The organism is Faecalibacterium sp. Marseille-P9590 (genome assembly GCF_017377665.1).
GTDB lineage: Bacteria > Bacillota > Clostridia > Oscillospirales > Ruminococcaceae > Faecalibacterium.
On the sequence record NZ_JAFREF010000003.1, the window covers coordinates 51,989 to 70,347 of the forward strand.

At 58.9% G+C, this 18,359-nt stretch carries 29 protein-coding genes; 2 read left to right on the forward strand and 27 right to left on the reverse strand.

Features of this window, described 5'->3' with window-relative positions; all coding sequences use genetic code 11:
- Window position 1: 1 nt before the first annotated feature.
- The 27 genes from rplO to J3349_RS05290 form a co-directional block, all read right to left on the reverse strand.
- On the reverse strand, window positions 2-442 hold the full coding sequence (gene rplO, locus J3349_RS05160) for a 50S ribosomal protein L15 (RefSeq protein WP_149795234.1): 441 nt from the start codon (window positions 440-442) through the stop codon (window positions 2-4).
- 18 nt (window positions 443-460) lie between these two features.
- Entirely contained in the window at window positions 461-646 is a 186-nt protein-coding gene (gene rpmD / locus J3349_RS05165) for a 50S ribosomal protein L30 (RefSeq protein ID WP_005921851.1), read from the reverse strand.
- Window positions 647-660: 14 nt separating this feature from the next.
- Window positions 661-1,161 carry a 30S ribosomal protein S5 gene (rpsE, locus tag J3349_RS05170; RefSeq protein ID WP_149795235.1) on the reverse strand — a complete coding sequence of 167 codons (501 nt, stop codon included), beginning with the start codon at window positions 1,159-1,161 and terminating at the stop codon, window positions 661-663.
- A gap of 19 nt (window positions 1,162-1,180) precedes the next feature.
- A complete protein-coding gene (rplR, locus tag J3349_RS05175; protein WP_015564643.1) occupies window positions 1,181-1,540 on the reverse strand; it encodes a 50S ribosomal protein L18 in 360 nt (119 codons plus the stop codon).
- A gap of 18 nt (window positions 1,541-1,558) precedes the next feature.
- The gene (gene rplF / locus J3349_RS05180) at window positions 1,559-2,110 is read right to left on the reverse strand and encodes a 50S ribosomal protein L6 (RefSeq protein WP_158395200.1); all 552 of its coding nucleotides are present in this window, start codon (window positions 2,108-2,110) and stop codon (window positions 1,559-1,561) included.
- 17 nt (window positions 2,111-2,127) lie between these two features.
- Complete coding sequence (gene rpsH, locus J3349_RS05185) at window positions 2,128-2,526, reverse strand: 30S ribosomal protein S8 (RefSeq protein ID WP_005934908.1); 399 nt, start codon at window positions 2,524-2,526, stop codon at window positions 2,128-2,130.
- 108 nt (window positions 2,527-2,634) lie between these two features.
- Window positions 2,635-2,820, reverse strand: a complete 186-nt coding sequence (locus tag J3349_RS05190) for a type Z 30S ribosomal protein S14 (protein ID WP_005921866.1) — start codon at window positions 2,818-2,820, stop codon at window positions 2,635-2,637.
- A 13-nt stretch (window positions 2,821-2,833) separates the two neighbouring features.
- On the reverse strand, window positions 2,834-3,379 hold the full coding sequence (gene rplE / locus J3349_RS05195; RefSeq protein WP_015564641.1) for a 50S ribosomal protein L5: 546 nt from the start codon (window positions 3,377-3,379) through the stop codon (window positions 2,834-2,836).
- Between the two features lie 17 nt (window positions 3,380-3,396).
- A complete protein-coding gene (gene rplX, locus J3349_RS05200; protein WP_005934911.1) occupies window positions 3,397-3,711 on the reverse strand; it encodes a 50S ribosomal protein L24 in 315 nt (104 codons plus the stop codon).
- Between the two features lie 13 nt (window positions 3,712-3,724).
- Window positions 3,725-4,093 (reverse strand): 50S ribosomal protein L14, encoded by a 369-nt coding sequence (gene rplN, locus J3349_RS05205; RefSeq protein ID WP_005938014.1) that lies wholly within the window; start codon window positions 4,091-4,093, stop codon window positions 3,725-3,727.
- Between the two features lie 46 nt (window positions 4,094-4,139).
- Complete coding sequence (gene rpsQ / locus J3349_RS05210) at window positions 4,140-4,397, reverse strand: 30S ribosomal protein S17 (protein WP_005938017.1); 258 nt, start codon at window positions 4,395-4,397, stop codon at window positions 4,140-4,142.
- 12 nt (window positions 4,398-4,409) lie between these two features.
- Window positions 4,410-4,595 (reverse strand): 50S ribosomal protein L29, encoded by a 186-nt coding sequence (rpmC, locus tag J3349_RS05215; RefSeq protein WP_005921879.1) that lies wholly within the window; start codon window positions 4,593-4,595, stop codon window positions 4,410-4,412.
- A complete protein-coding gene (rplP, locus tag J3349_RS05220) occupies window positions 4,585-5,025 on the reverse strand; it encodes a 50S ribosomal protein L16 (protein ID WP_005938020.1) in 441 nt (146 codons plus the stop codon). The genes rpmC and rplP overlap by 11 nt, the downstream gene beginning before the upstream one ends.
- On the reverse strand, window positions 5,025-5,729 hold the full coding sequence (rpsC, locus tag J3349_RS05225) for a 30S ribosomal protein S3 (protein WP_207676673.1): 705 nt from the start codon (window positions 5,727-5,729) through the stop codon (window positions 5,025-5,027). The genes rplP and rpsC overlap by 1 nt, the downstream gene beginning before the upstream one ends.
- A 12-nt stretch (window positions 5,730-5,741) precedes the next feature.
- Window positions 5,742-6,077: a 50S ribosomal protein L22 gene (rplV, locus tag J3349_RS05230; protein WP_005921882.1), complete on the reverse strand. Its 336-nt coding sequence runs from the start codon at window positions 6,075-6,077 to the stop codon at window positions 5,742-5,744.
- An 18-nt stretch (window positions 6,078-6,095) separates the two neighbouring features.
- Complete coding sequence (gene rpsS, locus J3349_RS05235; protein ID WP_005934915.1) at window positions 6,096-6,362, reverse strand: 30S ribosomal protein S19; 267 nt, start codon at window positions 6,360-6,362, stop codon at window positions 6,096-6,098.
- 17 nt (window positions 6,363-6,379) lie between these two features.
- On the reverse strand, window positions 6,380-7,207 hold the full coding sequence (gene rplB / locus J3349_RS05240) for a 50S ribosomal protein L2 (RefSeq protein WP_207676674.1): 828 nt from the start codon (window positions 7,205-7,207) through the stop codon (window positions 6,380-6,382).
- A 77-nt stretch (window positions 7,208-7,284) separates the two neighbouring features.
- A complete protein-coding gene (gene rplW / locus J3349_RS05245) occupies window positions 7,285-7,581 on the reverse strand; it encodes a 50S ribosomal protein L23 (RefSeq protein ID WP_015564637.1) in 297 nt (98 codons plus the stop codon).
- A complete protein-coding gene (gene rplD, locus J3349_RS05250) occupies window positions 7,581-8,204 on the reverse strand; it encodes a 50S ribosomal protein L4 (RefSeq protein ID WP_158395202.1) in 624 nt (207 codons plus the stop codon). Before rplD ends, rplW begins: the two co-directional genes overlap by 1 nt.
- A gap of 14 nt (window positions 8,205-8,218) precedes the next feature.
- Window positions 8,219-8,851 carry a 50S ribosomal protein L3 gene (rplC, locus tag J3349_RS05255; protein ID WP_158395203.1) on the reverse strand — a complete coding sequence of 211 codons (633 nt, stop codon included), beginning with the start codon at window positions 8,849-8,851 and terminating at the stop codon, window positions 8,219-8,221.
- Between the two features lie 97 nt (window positions 8,852-8,948).
- Window positions 8,949-9,260: a 30S ribosomal protein S10 gene (rpsJ, locus tag J3349_RS05260; RefSeq protein WP_005934923.1), complete on the reverse strand. Its 312-nt coding sequence runs from the start codon at window positions 9,258-9,260 to the stop codon at window positions 8,949-8,951.
- Between the two features lie 639 nt (window positions 9,261-9,899).
- Window positions 9,900-11,663 (reverse strand): NFACT RNA binding domain-containing protein, encoded by a 1,764-nt coding sequence (locus tag J3349_RS05265; RefSeq protein ID WP_207676675.1) that lies wholly within the window; start codon window positions 11,661-11,663, stop codon window positions 9,900-9,902.
- Between the two features lie 65 nt (window positions 11,664-11,728).
- Entirely contained in the window at window positions 11,729-12,505 is a 777-nt protein-coding gene (locus J3349_RS05270) for a Nif3-like dinuclear metal center hexameric protein (RefSeq protein ID WP_207676676.1), read from the reverse strand.
- Window positions 12,502-13,167, reverse strand: coding sequence for a class I SAM-dependent methyltransferase (locus J3349_RS05275; RefSeq protein WP_158395206.1), 666 nt, complete (start codon window positions 13,165-13,167; stop codon window positions 12,502-12,504). Before J3349_RS05275 ends, J3349_RS05270 begins: the two co-directional genes overlap by 4 nt.
- Entirely contained in the window at window positions 13,168-13,422 is a 255-nt protein-coding gene (locus tag J3349_RS05280; RefSeq protein ID WP_015564630.1) for a DUF1858 domain-containing protein, read from the reverse strand.
- 154 nt (window positions 13,423-13,576) lie between these two features.
- Window positions 13,577-13,864, reverse strand: coding sequence for a zinc-ribbon domain containing protein (locus J3349_RS05285; RefSeq protein WP_117535946.1), 288 nt, complete (start codon window positions 13,862-13,864; stop codon window positions 13,577-13,579).
- Window positions 13,865-14,163: 299 nt separating this feature from the next.
- Window positions 14,164-15,360, reverse strand: a complete 1,197-nt coding sequence (locus J3349_RS05290; protein ID WP_207676677.1) for an acetate kinase — start codon at window positions 15,358-15,360, stop codon at window positions 14,164-14,166.
- 227 nt (window positions 15,361-15,587) lie between these two features.
- On the opposite strand from J3349_RS05290, the gene J3349_RS05295 reads away from it, so the two are divergent.
- Together J3349_RS05295 and J3349_RS05300 are read left to right on the forward strand one after the other, a co-directional pair.
- On the forward strand, window positions 15,588-16,787 hold the full coding sequence (locus J3349_RS05295) for a nucleotidyltransferase family protein (RefSeq protein ID WP_207676678.1): 1,200 nt from the start codon (window positions 15,588-15,590) through the stop codon (window positions 16,785-16,787).
- Between the two features lie 79 nt (window positions 16,788-16,866).
- Window positions 16,867-18,225, forward strand: a complete 1,359-nt coding sequence (locus J3349_RS05300; protein ID WP_347564976.1) for an NAD(P)-dependent oxidoreductase — start codon at window positions 16,867-16,869, stop codon at window positions 18,223-18,225.
- Window positions 18,226-18,359 lie beyond the last annotated feature (134 nt).

Genomic DNA, 18,359 nt, shown 5'->3' on the forward strand with positions numbered 1-18,359 from the left:
CTTACATCACCTCAGCCTTTCCGCCTGCCTTTTCGATTTTCTCTTTGGCAGAAGCGGAATAGGCTGCGGCCTTAACGGTCAGAGCCTTGGTCAGCTCGCCGTTGCCCAGGACCTTAACGCCGTCCAGGGTCTTCTTGACCAGACCCTTTGCCTTCAGAGCCTCGGTGTCGACGACTTCGCCGGCCTCGAAAGCTGCCTCCAGATCGGCCACGTTGACGATGGCGTACTGGGTAGCAAAGATGTTGTTAAAGCCGAACTTCGGCAGGCGGCGTGCCAGAGGCATCTGGCCGCCCTCGAAACCAGCGTGCTTCACGCCGGAACGGGCCTTCTGGCCCTTGCTGCCGAAACCGGCAGTCTTGCCATTGCCGGAGCCAATGCCGCGGCCCTTGCGGGTCACAGCCTTGTTTGCGCCGGGAATCGCGTGCAGTTCATGAAGTTTCATTATGCGTATCCCCCCTGATTAGGCTTCGGTGACGCTGAGCAGGAAGCCGATCTTAGCGATCTTGCCCTGCGTAGCGGCATTGTCAGGCTGAACGGTAACGTCGCCCGGCTTCTTCAGGCCCAGAGCCTCAGCGGTAGCGATCTGCTTGGCGCCGCGGCCGATCAGGCTCTTCTTCAGCTCGATCTTGAGCATCTTATCTGCCATGGTTTGTTACCTCCTTAACCCAGAATTTCTTTCACGGTCTTGCCGCGCTTCTCAGCAACAGACTCTGCGCTGACCAGGCCGCACAGACCTGCGAAGGTAGCAGACACAACATTGATGGGGTTGTTGGAACGCATAGACTTCGCACGAATGTCCTTGATGCCGGCAGCCTCGATGACGGCACGCACGGGGCCGCCAGCGATCATGCCGGTACCGGCGGCAGCCGGCTTCAGCAGGACTGCGCCTGCGCCGTACTTACCGACGATCTCGTGGGGGATAGTGGTGCCCTTCATGGCAACCTTGTGCATATTCTTCTTAGCAGCAGCCTCGCCCTTGCGAATTGCCTCAGGCACTTCGCCGGACTTGCCGATGCCGTAACCGATGGTGCCCTTGCCGTCGCCCACGACAACCAGAGCGGCAAACTTCATGATGCGGCCGCCCTTGACAGTCTTGGAAACGCGGTTGATGGAGACAACCTTGGTGATCATGCCGTCGTCTTCACGGTTTCTCATAGCCATAATGTGTTTCCTCCTCTCATTACAGCTTCAGGCCGCCCTCACGGGCGCCATCAGCCAGGGCCTTAACACGGCCATGATAAACGTAACCGCCACGGTCGAAAACGACCTCGGTGATGCCCTTTTCCAGAGCCTTTGCTGCGATCTTCTTGCCGATCTCAGCTGCGGCCTCGACGTTGCCGCCGAAACCATTGAAGTCCTTGTCCATAGTGGACGCCGACACCAGAGTAACGCCCTGCTCATCGTCGATGATCTGAGCGTAGATGTGCTTGGCGGAGCGGAAAACATCCAGGCGAGGACGTGCTGCGGTGCCGCTGATCTTGTTGCGAACGCGGCGATGACGACGAAGACGAGCTTCGTTCTTGTCGATCTGCTTAACCATTGTCTTTCACTCCTTACCTTATTTCTTGCCCTTGCCGGCCTTGCCTTCTTTGTGCTTGACGACCTCGCCCTCGTAGCGAATGCCCTTGCCCTTGTAAGGCTCCGGCGGCTTCTTGGCGCGGATCTCAGCAGCGTACTGGCCGACCTTCTGCTTATCGATACCGGTAACAGTGAAGTGGTTGGGATCCTGCCACACGATGGTGCAATCCTCAGTATCAGGGATGTTCACCTGATGAGAGAAGCCCAGGTTCATGACCAGGTTGGAGCCCTGCTTCTGGCAGCGCAGGCCGACGCCCACGATCTCCAGCTTCTTCTCGTAGCCGTTGACAACACCGTTCACCATGTTGGCGATGTTGCTGCGGGTCAGGCCGTGCAGGCTGCGGGCCTCGGGTTCGTCATTGGGGCGGGTAACCAAAACCTCATTGCCCTCGACCTTGACGGTCATGAGGGGATGATAGTTGGAATTCAGGCTGCCCTTGGGGCCCTTGACGGTGACGCTGTGTGCTGCCTCATCGACAGTGACAGTAACGCCGGCAGGAATGACGATGGGTTTTCTTCCAATTCTCGACATTGTCTTTTACCCCTTTCTTACCACACAAAGGCCAGGACCTCGCCGCCAACGTGCGCAGCACGAGCAGCCTTATCGGTCATGATGCCCTTAGAGGTGGAAATGATTGCGGTGCCCAGGCCCTTCATGACCTTCGGCATATCCTCGCAGTTGGTGTAGATGCGCAGGCCCGGCTTGGACACGCGGCGCAGACCAGCGATAACGGGCTCGCCGTTAGCCTGGTACTTCAGGGTGACAACGATGGTACCCTGAACGGTGTCGTTCTTCACCTGCATGCCCTTGATGTAGCCCTCGTCAACCAGGATCTGGCAGATAGCCTTCTTCATGTTGGAAGCGGGGATCTCCACAGAAGGGTGTTTGGCAGTGCTAGCGTTGCGGATGCGAGTCAGCAGGTCCGCGATAGGATCAGTAATCTGCATTTGCCACTAACCTCCTTAGATTAGCTCTCATTTGTTTTATAATGATACCGCCCCGAAACATCGTTGCCCCGGGGCGGAATCCGACTTGTTATCCAGCCCTCTGGTTAATTACCAGGAAGCCTTCTTGACGCCCGGGATCTCGCCCTTGTAGGCCAGCTCACGGAAGCACACACGGCACACGCCGTACTTGCGCAGCACGGAGTGGGGGCGACCGCAGATGCGGCAGCGGGTGTATGCACGGGTAGAGAACTTAGCAGGACGAGACTGCTTGAGCTTCATAGACAGTTTAGCCATTGTAATCTCCTCCTTAGTTATTCTCAGCGAACGGAGCGCCCAGAGCCTTCAGCAGCTCCTTGCCCTCTTCGTCGGTCTTAGCGGTGGTAACGAAGCAGACATCCATGCCGCGGACTGCATCGACCTTCTCGAAGTCGATCTCGGGGAAGATGATCTGCTCCTTGATGCCGCATGCAAAGTTGCCGCGACCGTCAAAACCGTTGCCGTTGATGCCGCGGAAGTCGCGGACACGGGGCAGTGCGATGTTGAAGAAACGATCGACGAACTCGTACATACGCTCACCACGCAGGGTGACCTTGCAGCCGATGGGAGTGCCCTGGCGCAGCTTGAAGTTAGCGACGCTCTTCTTGGCACGGCAGACGACTGCCTTCTGGCCAGTGATCTGGCCCAGATCCTTCATGACAGCTTCCAGGATCTTCTCGTTGTCCTTAGCTTCGCCGCAGGCAACATTGATGACGACCTTGTCCAGCTTGGGGATCTGCATAACGCTCTTGTAACCGAACTTCTTGTTCAGAGCAGGAGCAATTTCATTGACATACTGTTCTTTCAAACGAGCCATTGTTCCTTACTCCTTTCTTACAGCTCAGCGCCGCACTTCTTACAGACGCGGACCATCTTACCGTCCTTCTCGACGTGGCCCACGCGCACGGCCTTGCCGCACTTGGGGCAGATGGGCATGACCTTGGATGCGTACATAGCACCCTCAGCCTTGACGATACCGCCCTGCTCGCCCTGACGGCGGGGCTTGACGTGCTTGGTAACCATGTTCTGGCCCTCAACGATGACCTTGTTCTCAGAGGGGCTGACCTGCAGGACCTTACCAGTGTGGCCCTTGTCCTTGCCGCTGATGATCATTACGTTGTCGCCGGTTTTAACATGAAGATTATTCATTTTTAAAACCTCCTTACAGCGATTCCGGAGCCAGGCTCAGGATCTTGGTGTAGCCGGCATCGCGCAGCTCGCGAGCAACGGGTCCAAAGATACGAGTACCCTTGGGGCTCTTGTCGGCCATGACGATAACGGCGGCGTTCTCATCGAAACGGATGTAGGAGCCGTCGTCGCGGCGGACGCCATGCTTGCTGCGCACGATGACAGCCTTGACGACGTCGCCCTTCTTAACGGAGCCGCCGGGGGCTGCCTTCTTGACAGAGCAGACCACGACGTCACCAATGTTTGCGTATCTCTTGCGGGTGCCGCCCAGCACGCGGAAGCACATCAGCTCCTTGGCACCGGTGTTGTCGGCAACTTTGAGATAAGTTTGCATCTGAACCATTTCAGATATCTCCTTTCAAACTGTTCAAAGCAGCGGGCAAAGAAACTTACTTTGCCTTCTCAACGATACGGACCAGGCGCCAGCGCACATCCTTGGACAGGGGGCGGCACTCCATGATCTCAACACGGTCACCGATGCCGCACTCGTTCTGCTCGTCACGAGCCTTGAACTTGGCGGTACGCTTCAGGATCTTCTTGTACAGGGGGTGCTGCACGCTATCCTTAACGGCAACCACGATGGTCTTATCCATCTTGTCGGACACGACGACGCCGACGCGGGTCTTTCTCAGATTACGTTCTTCCATCGTTTAACCTCCTTACTGCTTCTCAGCCAGAACGGTCATCACGCGAGCGATGTCCTTCTTGACTGCTTCGATGCGGCCGGGGTTCTCCAGCTGGTTGATGGCATGCTGGAAGCGCAGGTTAAACAGCTCGGCCTTCAGGTCTGCCAGCTTGCTGGTCAGCTCTGCGGTCTGCATTTCGCGGAGTTCATTAGCCTTCATTGGTGCCATCCTCCTTCACGGAGTCCTCACGGACAACAAATTTGCACTTGATGGGCAGCTTGTGCATAGCCAGGCGCAGAGCCTCACGAGCAGTTGCCTCATCGACATCTGCCAGCTCGAACAGAACGCGGCCGGGCTTGACAACAGCGACCCAGTACTCGGGAGAGCCTTTACCGGAACCCATGCGGGTCTCAGCGGGCTTCTCAGTAACGGGCTTATCGGGGAAGATCTTGATCCACACCTTGCCGCCACGCTTGATGTAACGAGTCATGGCAACACGGGCAGCCTCGATCTGAGTGGAGGAGATCCATGCCGGCTCCAGAGCAACAAGGCCGTACTGGCCCTGGCACACCACGTTGCCGCGGGTAGCCTTACCGGTCATGCGGCCGCGCTGGACGCGGCGGTACTTAACACGCTTAGGCAGTAACATTACTTGTTGCCTCCTTCCTTCTTCTGAGCGTTCTTAGCGCTCTTGAGGACCTCGCCCTTGTAGACCCAGACCTTGACGCCGATGCGGCCGTAGGTGGTGGCAGCCTCAGCGAAGCCGTAGTCGATGTCGGCACGCAGAGTCTGCAGGGGGATGGTGCCCTCGTGGTAGCTCTCGACGCGGGCGATGTCAGCGCCGCCCAGACGGCCGGAGCACATTGCCTTGATGCCCTTTGCAGGGACAGTTGCGCGATCGCGGGGGCTCATAGCGTTACGCATGCACTGCTTCATAGCGCGGCGGAAGGTAACGCGGTTCTCCAGCTGACGAGCGATGTCCTCGGCAACCAGCTGAGCGTTGGTAGCAGCGCTCTTGACCTCGATGACGTTGACGATAATAGTCTTGCCATACTCCTTGGTCAGCTTGTTCTGCAGAGCAACGCGCTCTTCGCCGCCCTTACCGATCACCATACCGGGCTTAGCGCAGTAGATGTTGACGGTAACGCGGGGAGCGGAAGTGGAAGGATCCACAGTGCGCTCGATCTCGATCTTGGGGACGCCAGCGTCCTTCAGCTGAGCCTTCAGCTCAGTGCGGATCTTGTGATCCTCGACGAGGTTATCGCTGAAATCCTTCTTGGAGGCAAACCAGCGGCTGTCCCAGTCTTTAATAACGCCGACACGAATGCCGTGCGGATTTACTTTCTGGCCCATTGTTTTCCCTCCTTACTCTTTCTCTTTCAGAACAACGGTCATGTGGCTGGTGCGCTTCAGGATGCGGTAACCGCGGCCCTGTGCACGAGGCATCATGCGCTTCAGCGTCGGGCCGGGGCAGACGTAGCACTCGGCGACGTAGAGGTTGTTCTTGTCCATATTGAAGTTGTTTTCCGCATTTGCGGCTGCAGACTTCACCAGCTTCAGAAGGGGCTCACAAGCGGCCTTCGGGGTGTACTGCAGGATTGCCAGCGCTTCGTCCAGGGGCTTGTTACGGATCAGATCCATAACGATGGACACCTTACGAGGACTAATGCGGGCATAACGAAGAATTGCCCGAGCTTCCATGTTGTGTTCCTCCTTCTCTTACTTCGAATTACCGGTGTGGCCCTTAAAGGTACGGGTGGGAACGAACTCACCCAGCTTGTGGCCAACCATGTCCTCGGTCACGTACACAGGCACATGCTTGCGGCCGTCGTGGACGGCAAAGGTGTGACCAACGAATTCGGGGAAGATCGTGGAGGCGCGGCTCCAGGTCTTGATGACCTGCTTCTTGCCGGAAGCGTTCATAGCTTCAACGTGCTTCAGAAGAGCAGCCTGGACGAAAGGACCTTTTTTAATGCTTCTACCCATTGTCTTAAACTCCTCTCTTACTTAGCACGCTTCACGATGAGCTTATCGGAGCGCTTATGATGCTTGCGAGTCTTGAGACCCAGAGCAGGCTTGCCCCAGGGAGTCATAGGACCGGAGTGGCCAACAGGTGCGCGGCCCTCGCCACCGCCGTGGGGGTGGTCGCAGGGGTTCATGACGGTACCACGGCTGCCGGGACGGACGCCCATGTGGCGCTTACGGCCAGCCTTGCCGAGGTTGACGTTCTCGTGGTCGATGTTAGAGACCTGGCCGACAACTGCGGTGCAGTTGACAGGCACATTGCGCATCTCACCAGAGGGCAGACGAACCAGAGCGTAGCCATTCTCCTTAGCCATCAGCTGAGCCATGTTGCCAGCGGAACGAACCAGCTGAGCGCCGCGGCCGGGATACAGCTCGATGTTGTGGATGATGGTACCGACGGGGATGTTCTCGAAGGGCAGGCAGTTGCCGGGCTTGATGTCGGCGCCCTTGCCGCTGATGACAACATCGCCGACCTTCAGGCCGTCGGGAGCGATGATGTAGTTCTTGACACCGTCAGTGTACTCGACCAGAGCGATGAATGCGCTGCGGTTCGGATCGTACTCCAGAGTCTTGACGGTAGCGGGCATATCGGTCTTCTGACGCTTGAAGTCGATGACACGATACTTGGTGCGGTTGCCGCCGCCCTGATGACGGACGGTGATACGACCGGTGTTATTGCGGCCGCTGTGCTTCTTCATGGGCTCCAGCAGGCTGCGCTCGGGAGCGACCTTGGACAGGACGCTGTAATCCGTGACGGTCATGCCGCGGCGGCCCGGAGTAGTGGGGCCATACTTTTTGATAGCCATTGTGCTATTCTCCTTTGTTTATCTTATGAATTATTATCGGGGTCATATCCCCATAGAGGAACCCTCGGTGGGTTCTATCAGACCATGCTGTTGAAGAACTCGATCTCCTTGGAGTCCTTGGTCAGGGTCACGATCGCCTTCTTGGAAGCGGCGGTGTAACCAGCATGCATACCCTGACGGCGGAAACGACCGCGGACAGAGATGGTGTTGACCTTGGAGACCTTGACGCCGGGGAACAGGACCTCGACAGCCTGAGCGATCTCGACCTTGGTAGCATCGGTAGCGACCTTGAAGGTGTACTTCTTGTCAGCGATACCGGCCATGGAGTTCTCGGTAATGACCGGCTTCAGGATAATATCATGTGCGGTTTTCATTAGCCAAGCACCTCCTCGAGCTTCTTCGCTGCGTCGACGCTGATGATCAGCTTGTCGGCGTTCAGCACATCGTAGGTGTTCACGCTGCCTGCGAAGGTGGTCTTGACGCCAGCGATGTTGCCAGCGCTCTTGACGAACTTTGCATCGACAGTCTCATTGACCAGCAGGTTCTTCTTGCCAGCGCCGACGGCGTTCAGCATGGAGACAACAGTCTTGGTCTTGTACTCGTCGCAGGCGAACTTATCAACAACGACCATGTTGCCATTGGCAGCCTTGTCGGACAGGACGCTCAGCAGAGCCAGGCGCTTGACCTTGTTGTTGATGTGGTAGTTGTAGCTGCGGGGCTTGGGGCCCAGAGCGACGCCGCCGTGAGTCCACTGCGGTGCACGGATGGAACCCTGACGAGCGTGGCCGGTGCCCTTCTGGCGCCAGGGCTTCTTGCCGCCGCCGGAAACTTCCATGCGGATCTTGGTGTTCTGGGTGCCCTGACGCTGGTTGGCCAGGAAGTTCACCACAGCAATGTGGACAGCCTTCTCGTTCGGGGTGATACCGAACACGGCGTCGGAAAGCTCGATCTCGCTAACATGCTGACCGTTCATATCGACTACGTTAAACTTTGCCATTGTAGCTTTCCTCCTTACGCCTTCACGCTGTTGGCCAGAGTGACGATGGTGCCCTTGGAACCGGGGACCGCACCCTTGACAGCGATCAGATTGTTCTCGGTGTCAACCTTGACAACAGTCAGGTTCTGCACGGTGACGCGCACAAAGCCCATGTGGCCGGGCAGGCGCTTGCCGGGGAACACGCGAGCAGGGGTAGAAGTGGAACCGTTGGAACCTGCATGACGAGCAACAGGACCGGTGCCGTGGCTCTCACGCAGACGGTGCTGACCGTAGCGCTTGATAACGCCCTGGTAGCCCTTGCCCTTGGAAACGCCCACAACGTCCACCTTGTCGCCAGCTGCGAAGACATCAGCCTTCAGCACGTCGCCAACGTTCATTGCGGAGACATCTTCCAGACGGAACTCGCGCAGGGTCTTCTTGGGGGCAACATTTGCCTTCTTGAAGTGGCCTGCAGCTGCCTTGTTGACCTTCTTGGCGGAAACCTCGCCGAAGCCCAGCTGAACAGCCTGGTAGCCATCGCTCTCGACGGTCTTCTTCTGCACGACGGTGCAGGGACCAGCCTCGATGACGGTCACGGGAATGACCTTGCCGCTCTCATCGAACAGCTGAGTCATACCGACTTTCTTGCCGATAATGCCTTTAACCATTTTCTTTTCCTCCTGTAAAGGTTATTGGTTGGCAGCGCACGTCACTGCCAACATGACCCCTCGGGAAACGAGGGCATCGAATTTGATCGAGTGTCTTTTACAGCTTGATCTCGATGTCCACGCCAGCGGGGAGCTGGAGGCTCATCAGAGCCTCGACCGTCTTGTTGGACGGCTTCAGAATGTCGATCAGACGCTTATGAGTGCGGCTCTCGAACTGCTCGCGGCTATCCTTGTACTTGTGGGTAGCGCGCAGAACGGTGACGATCTCACGATCGGTGGGCAGGGGGATGGGGCCGGACACGCGGGCACCAGTGTGCTTTGCGGTCTCCACGATCTTCTCTGCTGCGGCATCGATCAGCTGAGCATCATAGCTCTGCAGACGGATTCTGATTTTCTCTTTGACTGCCATTGCTTACGCCTCCTGAAAAATTGTTTTGCCCTAGGCGAGCCGATAAATTGCTCTACACAGTTCCGGGTGTTCCTCGATTTGGCACTAGAAAAACCGGTGAACCGCTCGGCAGTTCTCCCGGAAATATATTAGCAAATCAAATCCGAACATTGGTTCCGCCCGTTTCGCAGGTTGCCCTGCCGAGGGAACGTATTCCATCGCTGTCAGTAATTCTTTCGCCCGGTTCTAAGATCGGACATACTCCGCGGAAATAACCCATCTCAGCTATCGCCGGATGACAACCTCCCGCATCTACGCATATCGCTGGCCTGCACGACTTGTATCGCACAAGCCCTTTGCAGCCGAGAGATATTCTATCACATCTTCGTGCATTTGGCAAGTGTTTTTTCGAAAAAACGCAGATTTTCTTTTTTTATTTGCTCCGTTTCATCTCCCGGGAGATTTTCTGTGCAGAATGCACAATCGGGTGGCAGTTTTTTCTGTGGAAAACCCCGCTCAGGGGATAGAATGCCCGTTCTCAGGTCGTTTTATACTAAAAATCTCTCCGTCCGGCGGCGACAAAAGACGAGCGGGAAGTGCAACGTGTTTTAGCCTTTTTGAAAAAAGCCGCCATGCAGATGCACAGCGGCTCAAATCGGGTCATTTTTTCGCGTTTGCTTTCAGCTCATCCAGAAGCTTTTCTCTCGGGGTGACGTACACGGTGGTGTACACCTCGTAGAGCACCATGCCGGGCTTTGCGCCGTTGGCTTTCCAGATGTTCTTCACCTCGGTGGTGTCTACAGCCACCTTGGCGGCAGCACCGGCCTTGAAGGTGCTGGAATACACGACAGCCAGCTCTGCAGCCTCCTGCTTCGTGGTGTCGGGGATGTCCTCGCCCCGGCTCATGACCACGACGTGGCTGCCGGGGGCCTTCTGAACATGGAACCACAGATCCTTGCCCCGGGCGGTGTGGAGGGTGAGTTTGTCGTTCTGGGCGTTGTTGCGGCCTACCAGGATCTCGAAGCCGTCGCTGGACGTGAAGCGGAGGAAATCGGCGGGCTTCTGGCGCTTGTCGCGCTGTTTGTAGTATTTCAGATAGCCCTGGCTCTTGAGCTCGGCGCGAATCTCGTTCAGCGCCGCCTCGCCGGAAGCCGTCTCCACCTCGTAGAGCACCGTTTCCAGATAGGCGATCTCCTTCTCGCCCTCGGCCAGCAGGTCCACCAGCATCCGGGCTGCAGTCTGCTTCTTCTTGTAGTTCTTGAAGAAGTTCTGCGCGTTCTGGCTGGGACTGAACCGCAAATCGAGCGGGATCGTGACCTCTTTGCCCTCATCGTACCAGTTCGGCACAGTGATGCTCTTCATGCCCTTTTCGGCGAGGTAGAGGTTGGCCGACAGCAGTTCGCCGTAGAGGCGGAGCTTATCGCTCTTGCCGCTGGCGGCAAGCTCTTCCTGACGGGCCGCCTGCTTGCGGACGGCACGCTCGTACATATTGTGGACGGCTTTGTGGAGTTCCTTGCTCTTGGTGCGCAGGCGCTCGGCGCGGTCTTTCTCGGCGTAATAGCCTTCCAGCATCGTGTTGAAGGAGAGCCACTCCTTGATGAGATATTTCTCGCCATACTGCTGGGGGCGGAAGAAGGTGTACTCCACCGGCTTGCCGTCCGGAGCGGTGACGCTGCACGGACAGCCGCCCGCGTCGTAGATCTCTTTCAACTCGTCGATGGCCGCCATCAGCCGGACCTTCTGGGCCTCCGTCAGCTCGTTGGCCAGCAGATGTTCTCCGTCAAAGGCGCGCCATGCGGCCTCGCGGCAGACCACCGGGCCGACACCGGCCACCGTTTTATTCAGGGCGTCTGCCACCGGCAGGTCGCGCTCGCAGGCCGCTGCCACGATGGACGCCGAGCTGACGGCCAGAAAATCAGGCCGGGCAGGCTTGGGGGGCGTCGTGTAGGGCAGGCCGGGCAGGAGCTGACGGACATCGCTGTCCTCGAAATCCACCCGCTTGAGGGCATCGATGATCTTGCCGTTCTGCACCAGCACCAGATTGGAGTAACGGCCCATCAGCTCGGCGCAGAGGATGTTGCGCACAAGGTCGCCCATCTCGTTGGTACACTGGAACTCAAAGTAGACGATTCGGTCGCCCGGCTCCATCCGGACGTCCAGCAGACGCCCGCCGGTGAGATGCTTGCGCATCAGCATACAGAAAGAGGGCGGCGTCTCGGGGTTTTCGAAGCTTTCCTCGGTCAGGCAGACTCGCGCTGAGCCGCTCCGGGCCGACAGCAGCAGGCTGTAAGTCTCCGTACGGGTGCGCAGGGTGATGACCAGCTCGTCGCGGGTCGGCTCAAACAGTTTTGCGATTTTGGCGTCAGCCAGCGTGGTCTTCAATTCCGCCGCCGTCAGCGCCAGTGTCGCGGCATCCAATGCCATTTGTATTACCTCGTTTTTTGCAGATCGGCAAGACCTGTCCGGCCCTGCCGATCTGCTTCTTTATATTATAAATAAGTATAGGGGTCCCGGGCATCCTCGCTCACAAGGATTTCCAGCTCCGGAAAGGCCGTGCGCAGCTTCTCCGCCACCGCCGCCGTCACCGGGAACTCCGTAGCGTAGTGGCCCGCTGCGATGAGCGAAAGCCCCAGACGCTTTGCGTCGATGGCATGGTGGTGGTTGGCCTCGCCGGTCAGCAGGCAGTCTGCCCCCTGCGCGATGGCGTCCTCGAAGAGGCTTCCGCCTGCGCCGCTGATGACGGCCAGCCGCCGCACCACCTTGCCGGTGTCGGCGAACTTGATCTGCACCGCAGGGCCGTCGGACGGCTGGTTGCAGCGGGCGGCAAGCTCTTTCTGTGCCTTTTTTGCCAGCTCGGGGACTGTGACGGGCTCGATGCTGCCCACACGGCCGCAGCCCTCGGCGAACGCTTCCATCTCCCGCATCCCGAAGAACCCGGCCAGCACCTCGTTGACACCGCCCTCGGCGGCATCGAGATTCGTATGCATACAAATCGCCGAGATGCCGTTTTTCACCAGCTGGAAAGCCACGTCCTGCCCACTCAGCTTTTTGAGGGGCGAGAAGATGACCGGGTGGTGGGACACGATGAGCCCGCAGCCCTTCCGGGCGGCCTCTTCCACCACCTCGGGGGTGATGTCCAGCGTCACCAGCACACGGGACACCTCGCCGCCGCAGTCTACCAGCAGGCCGGGATTGTCCCAGCTTTCGGCCAGAGCCAGCGGCGCGATGCGCTGCATCTCTTCGTATATCTGCTGTACCGTCGTCATGCTTTGCTCTCCCCTTTTATCAGTTCATCCATCTCTTTCGCCAGCTCTGTGCCGTCCGGCACACCGAGGCGGAGGCGAGGCAGCTTGGCTTTCTGCCATGCGGCGTAGCCTTCCCCCTCCGGCCACTGGCCGGTGAGGCCGAACAGGCACTCTTGGAAAGTGGGCGTTTTCACCTCGCCGGTGTACTCGGCGGCCATGACCGCATACCAGCGGCCCGCCGCCTGCACCGGCCGGTCGGCCACGAAGGCAAAGCCATGTTCCCACAGCCAGCGGCGCAGATCGCTATGGCGGGTGGCTGGCACCATCACAAGGCGAGGCCCGCCCGGCGCAGATACCCACGGGGCTTTCTCTATGATCTCCCACGTTGTCTGGGCCGAGACGCCCGCCAGCACGATGGTGCTCACCTCGCCCGGAGACAACACAGAAAGACCGTCGCCGAGCCTCAGCTCAGCGCGGTCTTTGCATCCGGCATATTCCAGCGTCTGTTCTGCCTTTGCCAGCGGGCCGGGGCGCAGGTCGGCCCCGATGACTTTGGGGTACTTCCCCGAAGCGGCCAGCACCGCCGTCAGCTTGCCGTGGTCGCAGCCGATGTCGGCCACCGGCTCGCCGGGGCGCACCAGCTCAGCGGCAGCGCTCAGACGCGCATCCAGTGTCGGCAGCACTCAGGACTTCTTGGAGGCCAGATGAGCGTTCAGCTTCTCCAGCAGCTCGTCACAATCCACACCGTGGACCTCGCAGGCTTCCTCGATGCTCTCGCCGCGGGAGGCGGGGCAGCCCAGGCAGTGCATACCGATCTCCATGAAGTAGGGAGCGGTGCTCTGGTCCATATCCAGAATGTCGCCGATGATGGTCTCACGGGTGACCTGCTTCACAGCCTTGGCTTCGTCCTTCTTGAGCATATTGAAAATATCAAACATGGTAGTTGTCCTTTCTGTCTCTTACGATGCGCCTTTGCGGCGCTCAGCTATAATATACCCCAATCATATCCTATATTTCAAGTAGTAATTGAAAAAAGCCCCCGCACTGCAAGCAGTGCGGGGGCCGTTAAGCTTCAGATTGTAGAATCAGCGCTTAGTTCTGCTTCATGCGAGCGAAGCAGTCAGAGCAGTAGACCGGACGGTCCTCACGGGGCTGGAAGGGAACCTTGCAAGCCTTGCCGCAAGCTGCGCAGACAGCGTCGAACATCTGGCGCTCACCGCCGTTGCTGCGTGCGCCGCCGTTCTTGCGGGCATCACGGCAGGGCTTGCAGCGCTGGGGCTGGTTCTCAAAGCCGCGAGATGCGTAGAACTCCTGCTCACCAGCAGTCCAAACAAACTCCTTGCCGCAGTCCTTGCAAACTAAAGTCTTGTCTTCGAACATAGTAGTATCTCCTCTTTGTTTAGTTCTTGCCCACGGAAGGATTGTAACCATACCTTTGGTTTTTAGGGACCATAGCGCTGATCGTAAGCTTACCAGGGGCTTGAATGAGTAAACGTCCTCTAGCTGAGGACTCCCCTATTGTACCGTTCTTTTTTTGATTTGTCAACCAAAAAACAACCCCTCACCCGCTTTTTTGTGCATTCGGCATAATAAGACGGTCTTTGCTCGTGCAAAACAGCAAAAAGGCCACACCGCCCTTTGGGGGAGCGGTGCGGCCTTGGATGCCTTAAATGCAGAGATTACTTCTCGAGGACTTCCTTGGTGTCGCGGGCGATCATCAGCTCCTCGTCGGTAGCGATGACCAGAGTGCGGACCTTGGCGCCCCAGGCGGTGATGTCGCAGACATCGCCCACGGGATGCTCGTTCTTGTCGGTATCGATGCGGATGCCCAGCCAATCCATGTGGTGGCAGACCTTTGCACGGGCGATCTCGTCGTGCTCGCCGATGCCGCCGGTGAAGACGATGGCGTCCACGCCGCCCATAGCTGCGATGTAGCTGCCGACGATCTTCTTGATCTGGTAGTTCAGCATGTCAGAAGCCAGCTGAGCGCGCTTGTTGCCGTGGAGAGCAGCCTCCTCGACGTCACGCTTGTCGCTGGAAACACCGGAGATGCCCAGCAGGCCGGACTTCTTGTTCAGGATCTCGTCCAGCTCGTGGCCGGTGATGTTCAGGGTGTACTTCAGGTAGTTGACCACAGAGGGGTCCAGGTCGCCGCAGCGGGTACCCATCATCAGGCCGGCCAGCGGGGTCATGCCCATGGAGGTATCAACGACCTTGCCCTGATCGACAGCGGCGATGGAGGAGCCGTTGCCCAGATGGCAGGTGATGAGCTTCAGGCGCTCAATGGGCTCCTCGAGGTACTCAGCAGCCTTGTGAGCAACGTACTTGTGGCTGGTGCCGTGGAAGCCGTAGCGGCGGACGCCGTACTTCTCATAGTACTCATAGGGGATGGCGTACATATAAGCCTTCGGGGGCATGGTGCTGTGGAAAGCGGTGTCGAAGACAGCGACCATCGGGACGTTGCCGAAGACCTTGCGGGCTGCCTCGATGCCGAGGATGCCTGCGGGGTTGTGCAGAGGAGCCAGGGGGCTCAGCTCGCGGATGGTGTTGATGACCTCGTCGGTGATCAGGCAGCTGGCCTTGAACTTCTCACCGCCGTGGACGACGCGGTGGCCGATGGCGCTGATCTCGCTGACATCGTCGATGCACTTGCCCTCGCCGGTGGTCATCTTCTTCACGACCTCAGCAAAAGCCTCGGTGTGGGTGGGGAAGATAGCGGGAGTGGTAGCCTTGTGGCCGTTAGCTTCATGGGTGATCATGCTGCTCTCCATGCCGATGCGCTCGCACAGGCCCTTGCACAGCACCTTCTCACCGTCCATATCGATGAGCTGATATTTCAGGGAAGAAGAACCACAGTTGATAACCAGAATTTTCATCTTCTTGTTTCCTCCAGATATGTTTTTGTCTACCCCCGAGAGGGCAGAATTTTACAGATTCCTAGAATTATTATATAATAGGGTCGGCCGGTTTTCAAGCCGCAATGGCGGCAAAGCCTGCCACGAAGTCCCCGGGCTTTTTTGTACATCCTGCCCAGAATCCTGTCATTCTACCCCAGTTCTCCATGCAGTATGACAGATATTTCACAAACTTTTGAGGTCACGCCATGAAATTTGCCGGTATCATCGCCGAATACGACCCCTTCCACAACGGCCACGCATGGCAGCTGGCGCAGGCAAAAGCGCTGGGTGCAGAGCGCGTTGCCGTCGCCATGAGCTGTTCGCTGGTGCAGCGAGGGGCGCTGCCCCTCCTGCCTGAAGCTGTCCGCACCCGGTCCGCCCTCACCTGCGGGGCTGACCTTGTGTTTGCTCTGCCTGCTCCCTGTGCCTGCGCGGGGGCAGAGGCGTTCGCCCGGGCGGGCGTGGCGCTGCTTGCCGCCGCTGGGTGCGACGGTCTGGTGTTCGGTGCCGAGACGCCCGACGCGGCCCTTCTGATGGAGGCCGCCGAGCTTCTTGACAGCGACTCCTACCGCGCCGCCCTGAAAGCCCAGCTTGCGGGCGGCGCACGGAGCTTTGCCGCCGCGCGGCAGGCCGCCGCGGCGAAGCTTGCATCTGACGAGCGGGTCGCCGCCCTGCTGGACAAGCCCAACAACAACCTCGCTGTCGAATACTGCCGGGCCATCCGCAGCCTTGCGCCTCGGATGGAGGCTTATCCCCTGCCCCGGCAAGGCGCGAACCACGGTGAGGCGCTCCACTCTGCCCATGGGCAGTTCGCCAGCGCCAGCGCACTTCGCAAGCTCTGGGCCGAGGGCGGAGCGGACGCCGTCGCGCCTTACGTTCCCGAGGCGGTCTTCCCGCTTTATCAGGAGGCTTACGCCGCCGGGCAGTACACCGATTTTTCCGCCGCCGGGCGGTGCGAGCTGGCCCTTCTCCGGTCTGCCTGCCGGGGCAAAGCGCCCTTTGCAGACATCCGCGGCGTCTCCGAAGGACTGGAGCACCGTCTGGAAGCCGCCGTCCGTACCAGCACCACCTACGACGAACTGCTGGACGCTCTCACCACCGTCCGCTACCCCCGGGCGCGGATGCGCCGCCTCGCCATGGACGCCGCGCTGGGCTGCACCGCCGACAGTCTCCCCGCCCTTCCGCCCTATCTCCACCTGCTGGGAGGGAAGAAGGATGCTCTTCCTTTATTAAAAAATTGCGCCCTCCCTGTCTCCCACTCGCTGGCCCGTCTGCGGGGATCAGGCGGTGCCTCCGCTCGGATGGCTGAGGCGCAGCTTGCCGCTGCCGATTTTGGTACGCTCTGCCGCGTTTCACCCGAGGCCATGGGCGGCCTACTTCGTCAAAAAAATATCTTTTTGACGTAATGACAGAAATTTTTCTGCAAATTTTGTCATTTCGGCACTTGTATGCCGAGGCAGTTTCGGTGTATTATAGTAAAGATACTTGGATACAACGTCGCCTGTTCGACAGGTACAAGGAGGAACCATGGCACTTCACGTTCTGGACGAAGCCAACCGCTGCCTCGGCTGCAAAAAGCCGATGTGCCAGCAGGGCTGCCCCATCCACACCAACATCCCCGAGGTCATCCGCCTGCTCAAGGACAATCACCTCGACGACGCCGGCCGGATGCTGTTTGAAAACAACCCCCTGACCACTGTGTGCAGCCTCGTGTGCAACCACGAGAACCAGTGCGAGGGCCACTGCATCCGCAACCGGATGCCCAGCCACGACCCCGTCCACTTCTCCATCATCGAGGACTACATCTCCACCACCTACGCCAACAAGATGACTTCCGGCCCCGCCCCTAGGAACGGCATGAAGGCCGCTGTCGTCGGCTCCGGCCCTGCGGGCCTGACCGTCGCCGTCCTGCTGGCACGCTGGGGTTACGATGTCACCATCTTCGACGCCCGCGACAAGATCGGCGGCGTCATGCGGTACGGCATCCCCAACTACCGCCTGCCCGACAGCGTGCTGGACGACTTCCAGTACCGCCACCTCGAGCTGAAGGGCATCCACGTCCGCCCCAATACTGCCATCGGCAAGACCATCACCATCGACGACCTCTTCCGGGACGGCTACAAGAGCGTCTTTATCGGTGCCGGTCTGTGGAAGGCCAACGCCATGCACATCAAGGGCGAGACGCTGGGCAACGCGGCCTTCGGCATCGACTATCTGGCCAACTCCAAGGCCTTCCAGCTGGGCGACGACATCGCCGTCATCGGCGTGGGCAACTCCGCCATGGACTGCGCCCGCACTGCCATCCGCAACGGCGCACGCCACGTCACCTGCTACGCCCGCCGCGACGAAGAGTGCATCAGCGCTTCCGAGCATGAAGTGCGGTACGCCAAGCTCGAGGGCGTGGGCTTCCGCTTCTGCAAGGCTCCGGTGGAGATCCGTGAGAACGGCATCATCTGCCGCGACACCGTGAAGGGCGAGGACGGCAAGTTCACCCAGGTAGAGGGCAGCGAGACCTTCTACCCCCACACCGGCGTCATCGTCTCAGTGAGCCAGGGTTCTGAGAACTCTCTCGTCAAGACCACCACCGGCATCGAGACCAACCAGCGCGGCCTGCTCACCGTCAACGAGGACGGCAGCACCACCCGCGAGGGCGTGTTCGCCGGCGGCGACGCCGTCATGGGCGCGCGCACCGTCGTGGAGGCCGTGGCCATCGCCAAGAAGGTGGCCGAGTCCATGGACGCCTACATGAAGGCCCTGCCCGCCGACAACACTCCCGACCCCTACGCCGATATTCCGGTGTTCTCCACCCCGACTTCTGACGTTCTGGCAAAGCAGGGCATCTAAATTCTGATCTTCAAGGCTGCTGTGCAAAAGCGCGGCAGCCTTTTCTTTTTGTAACATTTCTGTTTCTTTGCCAATCTTAGCCGGTCTTTTGTTGACGGACTTTTGTCTGTTTTTGTATACTTGATAAGGAAATA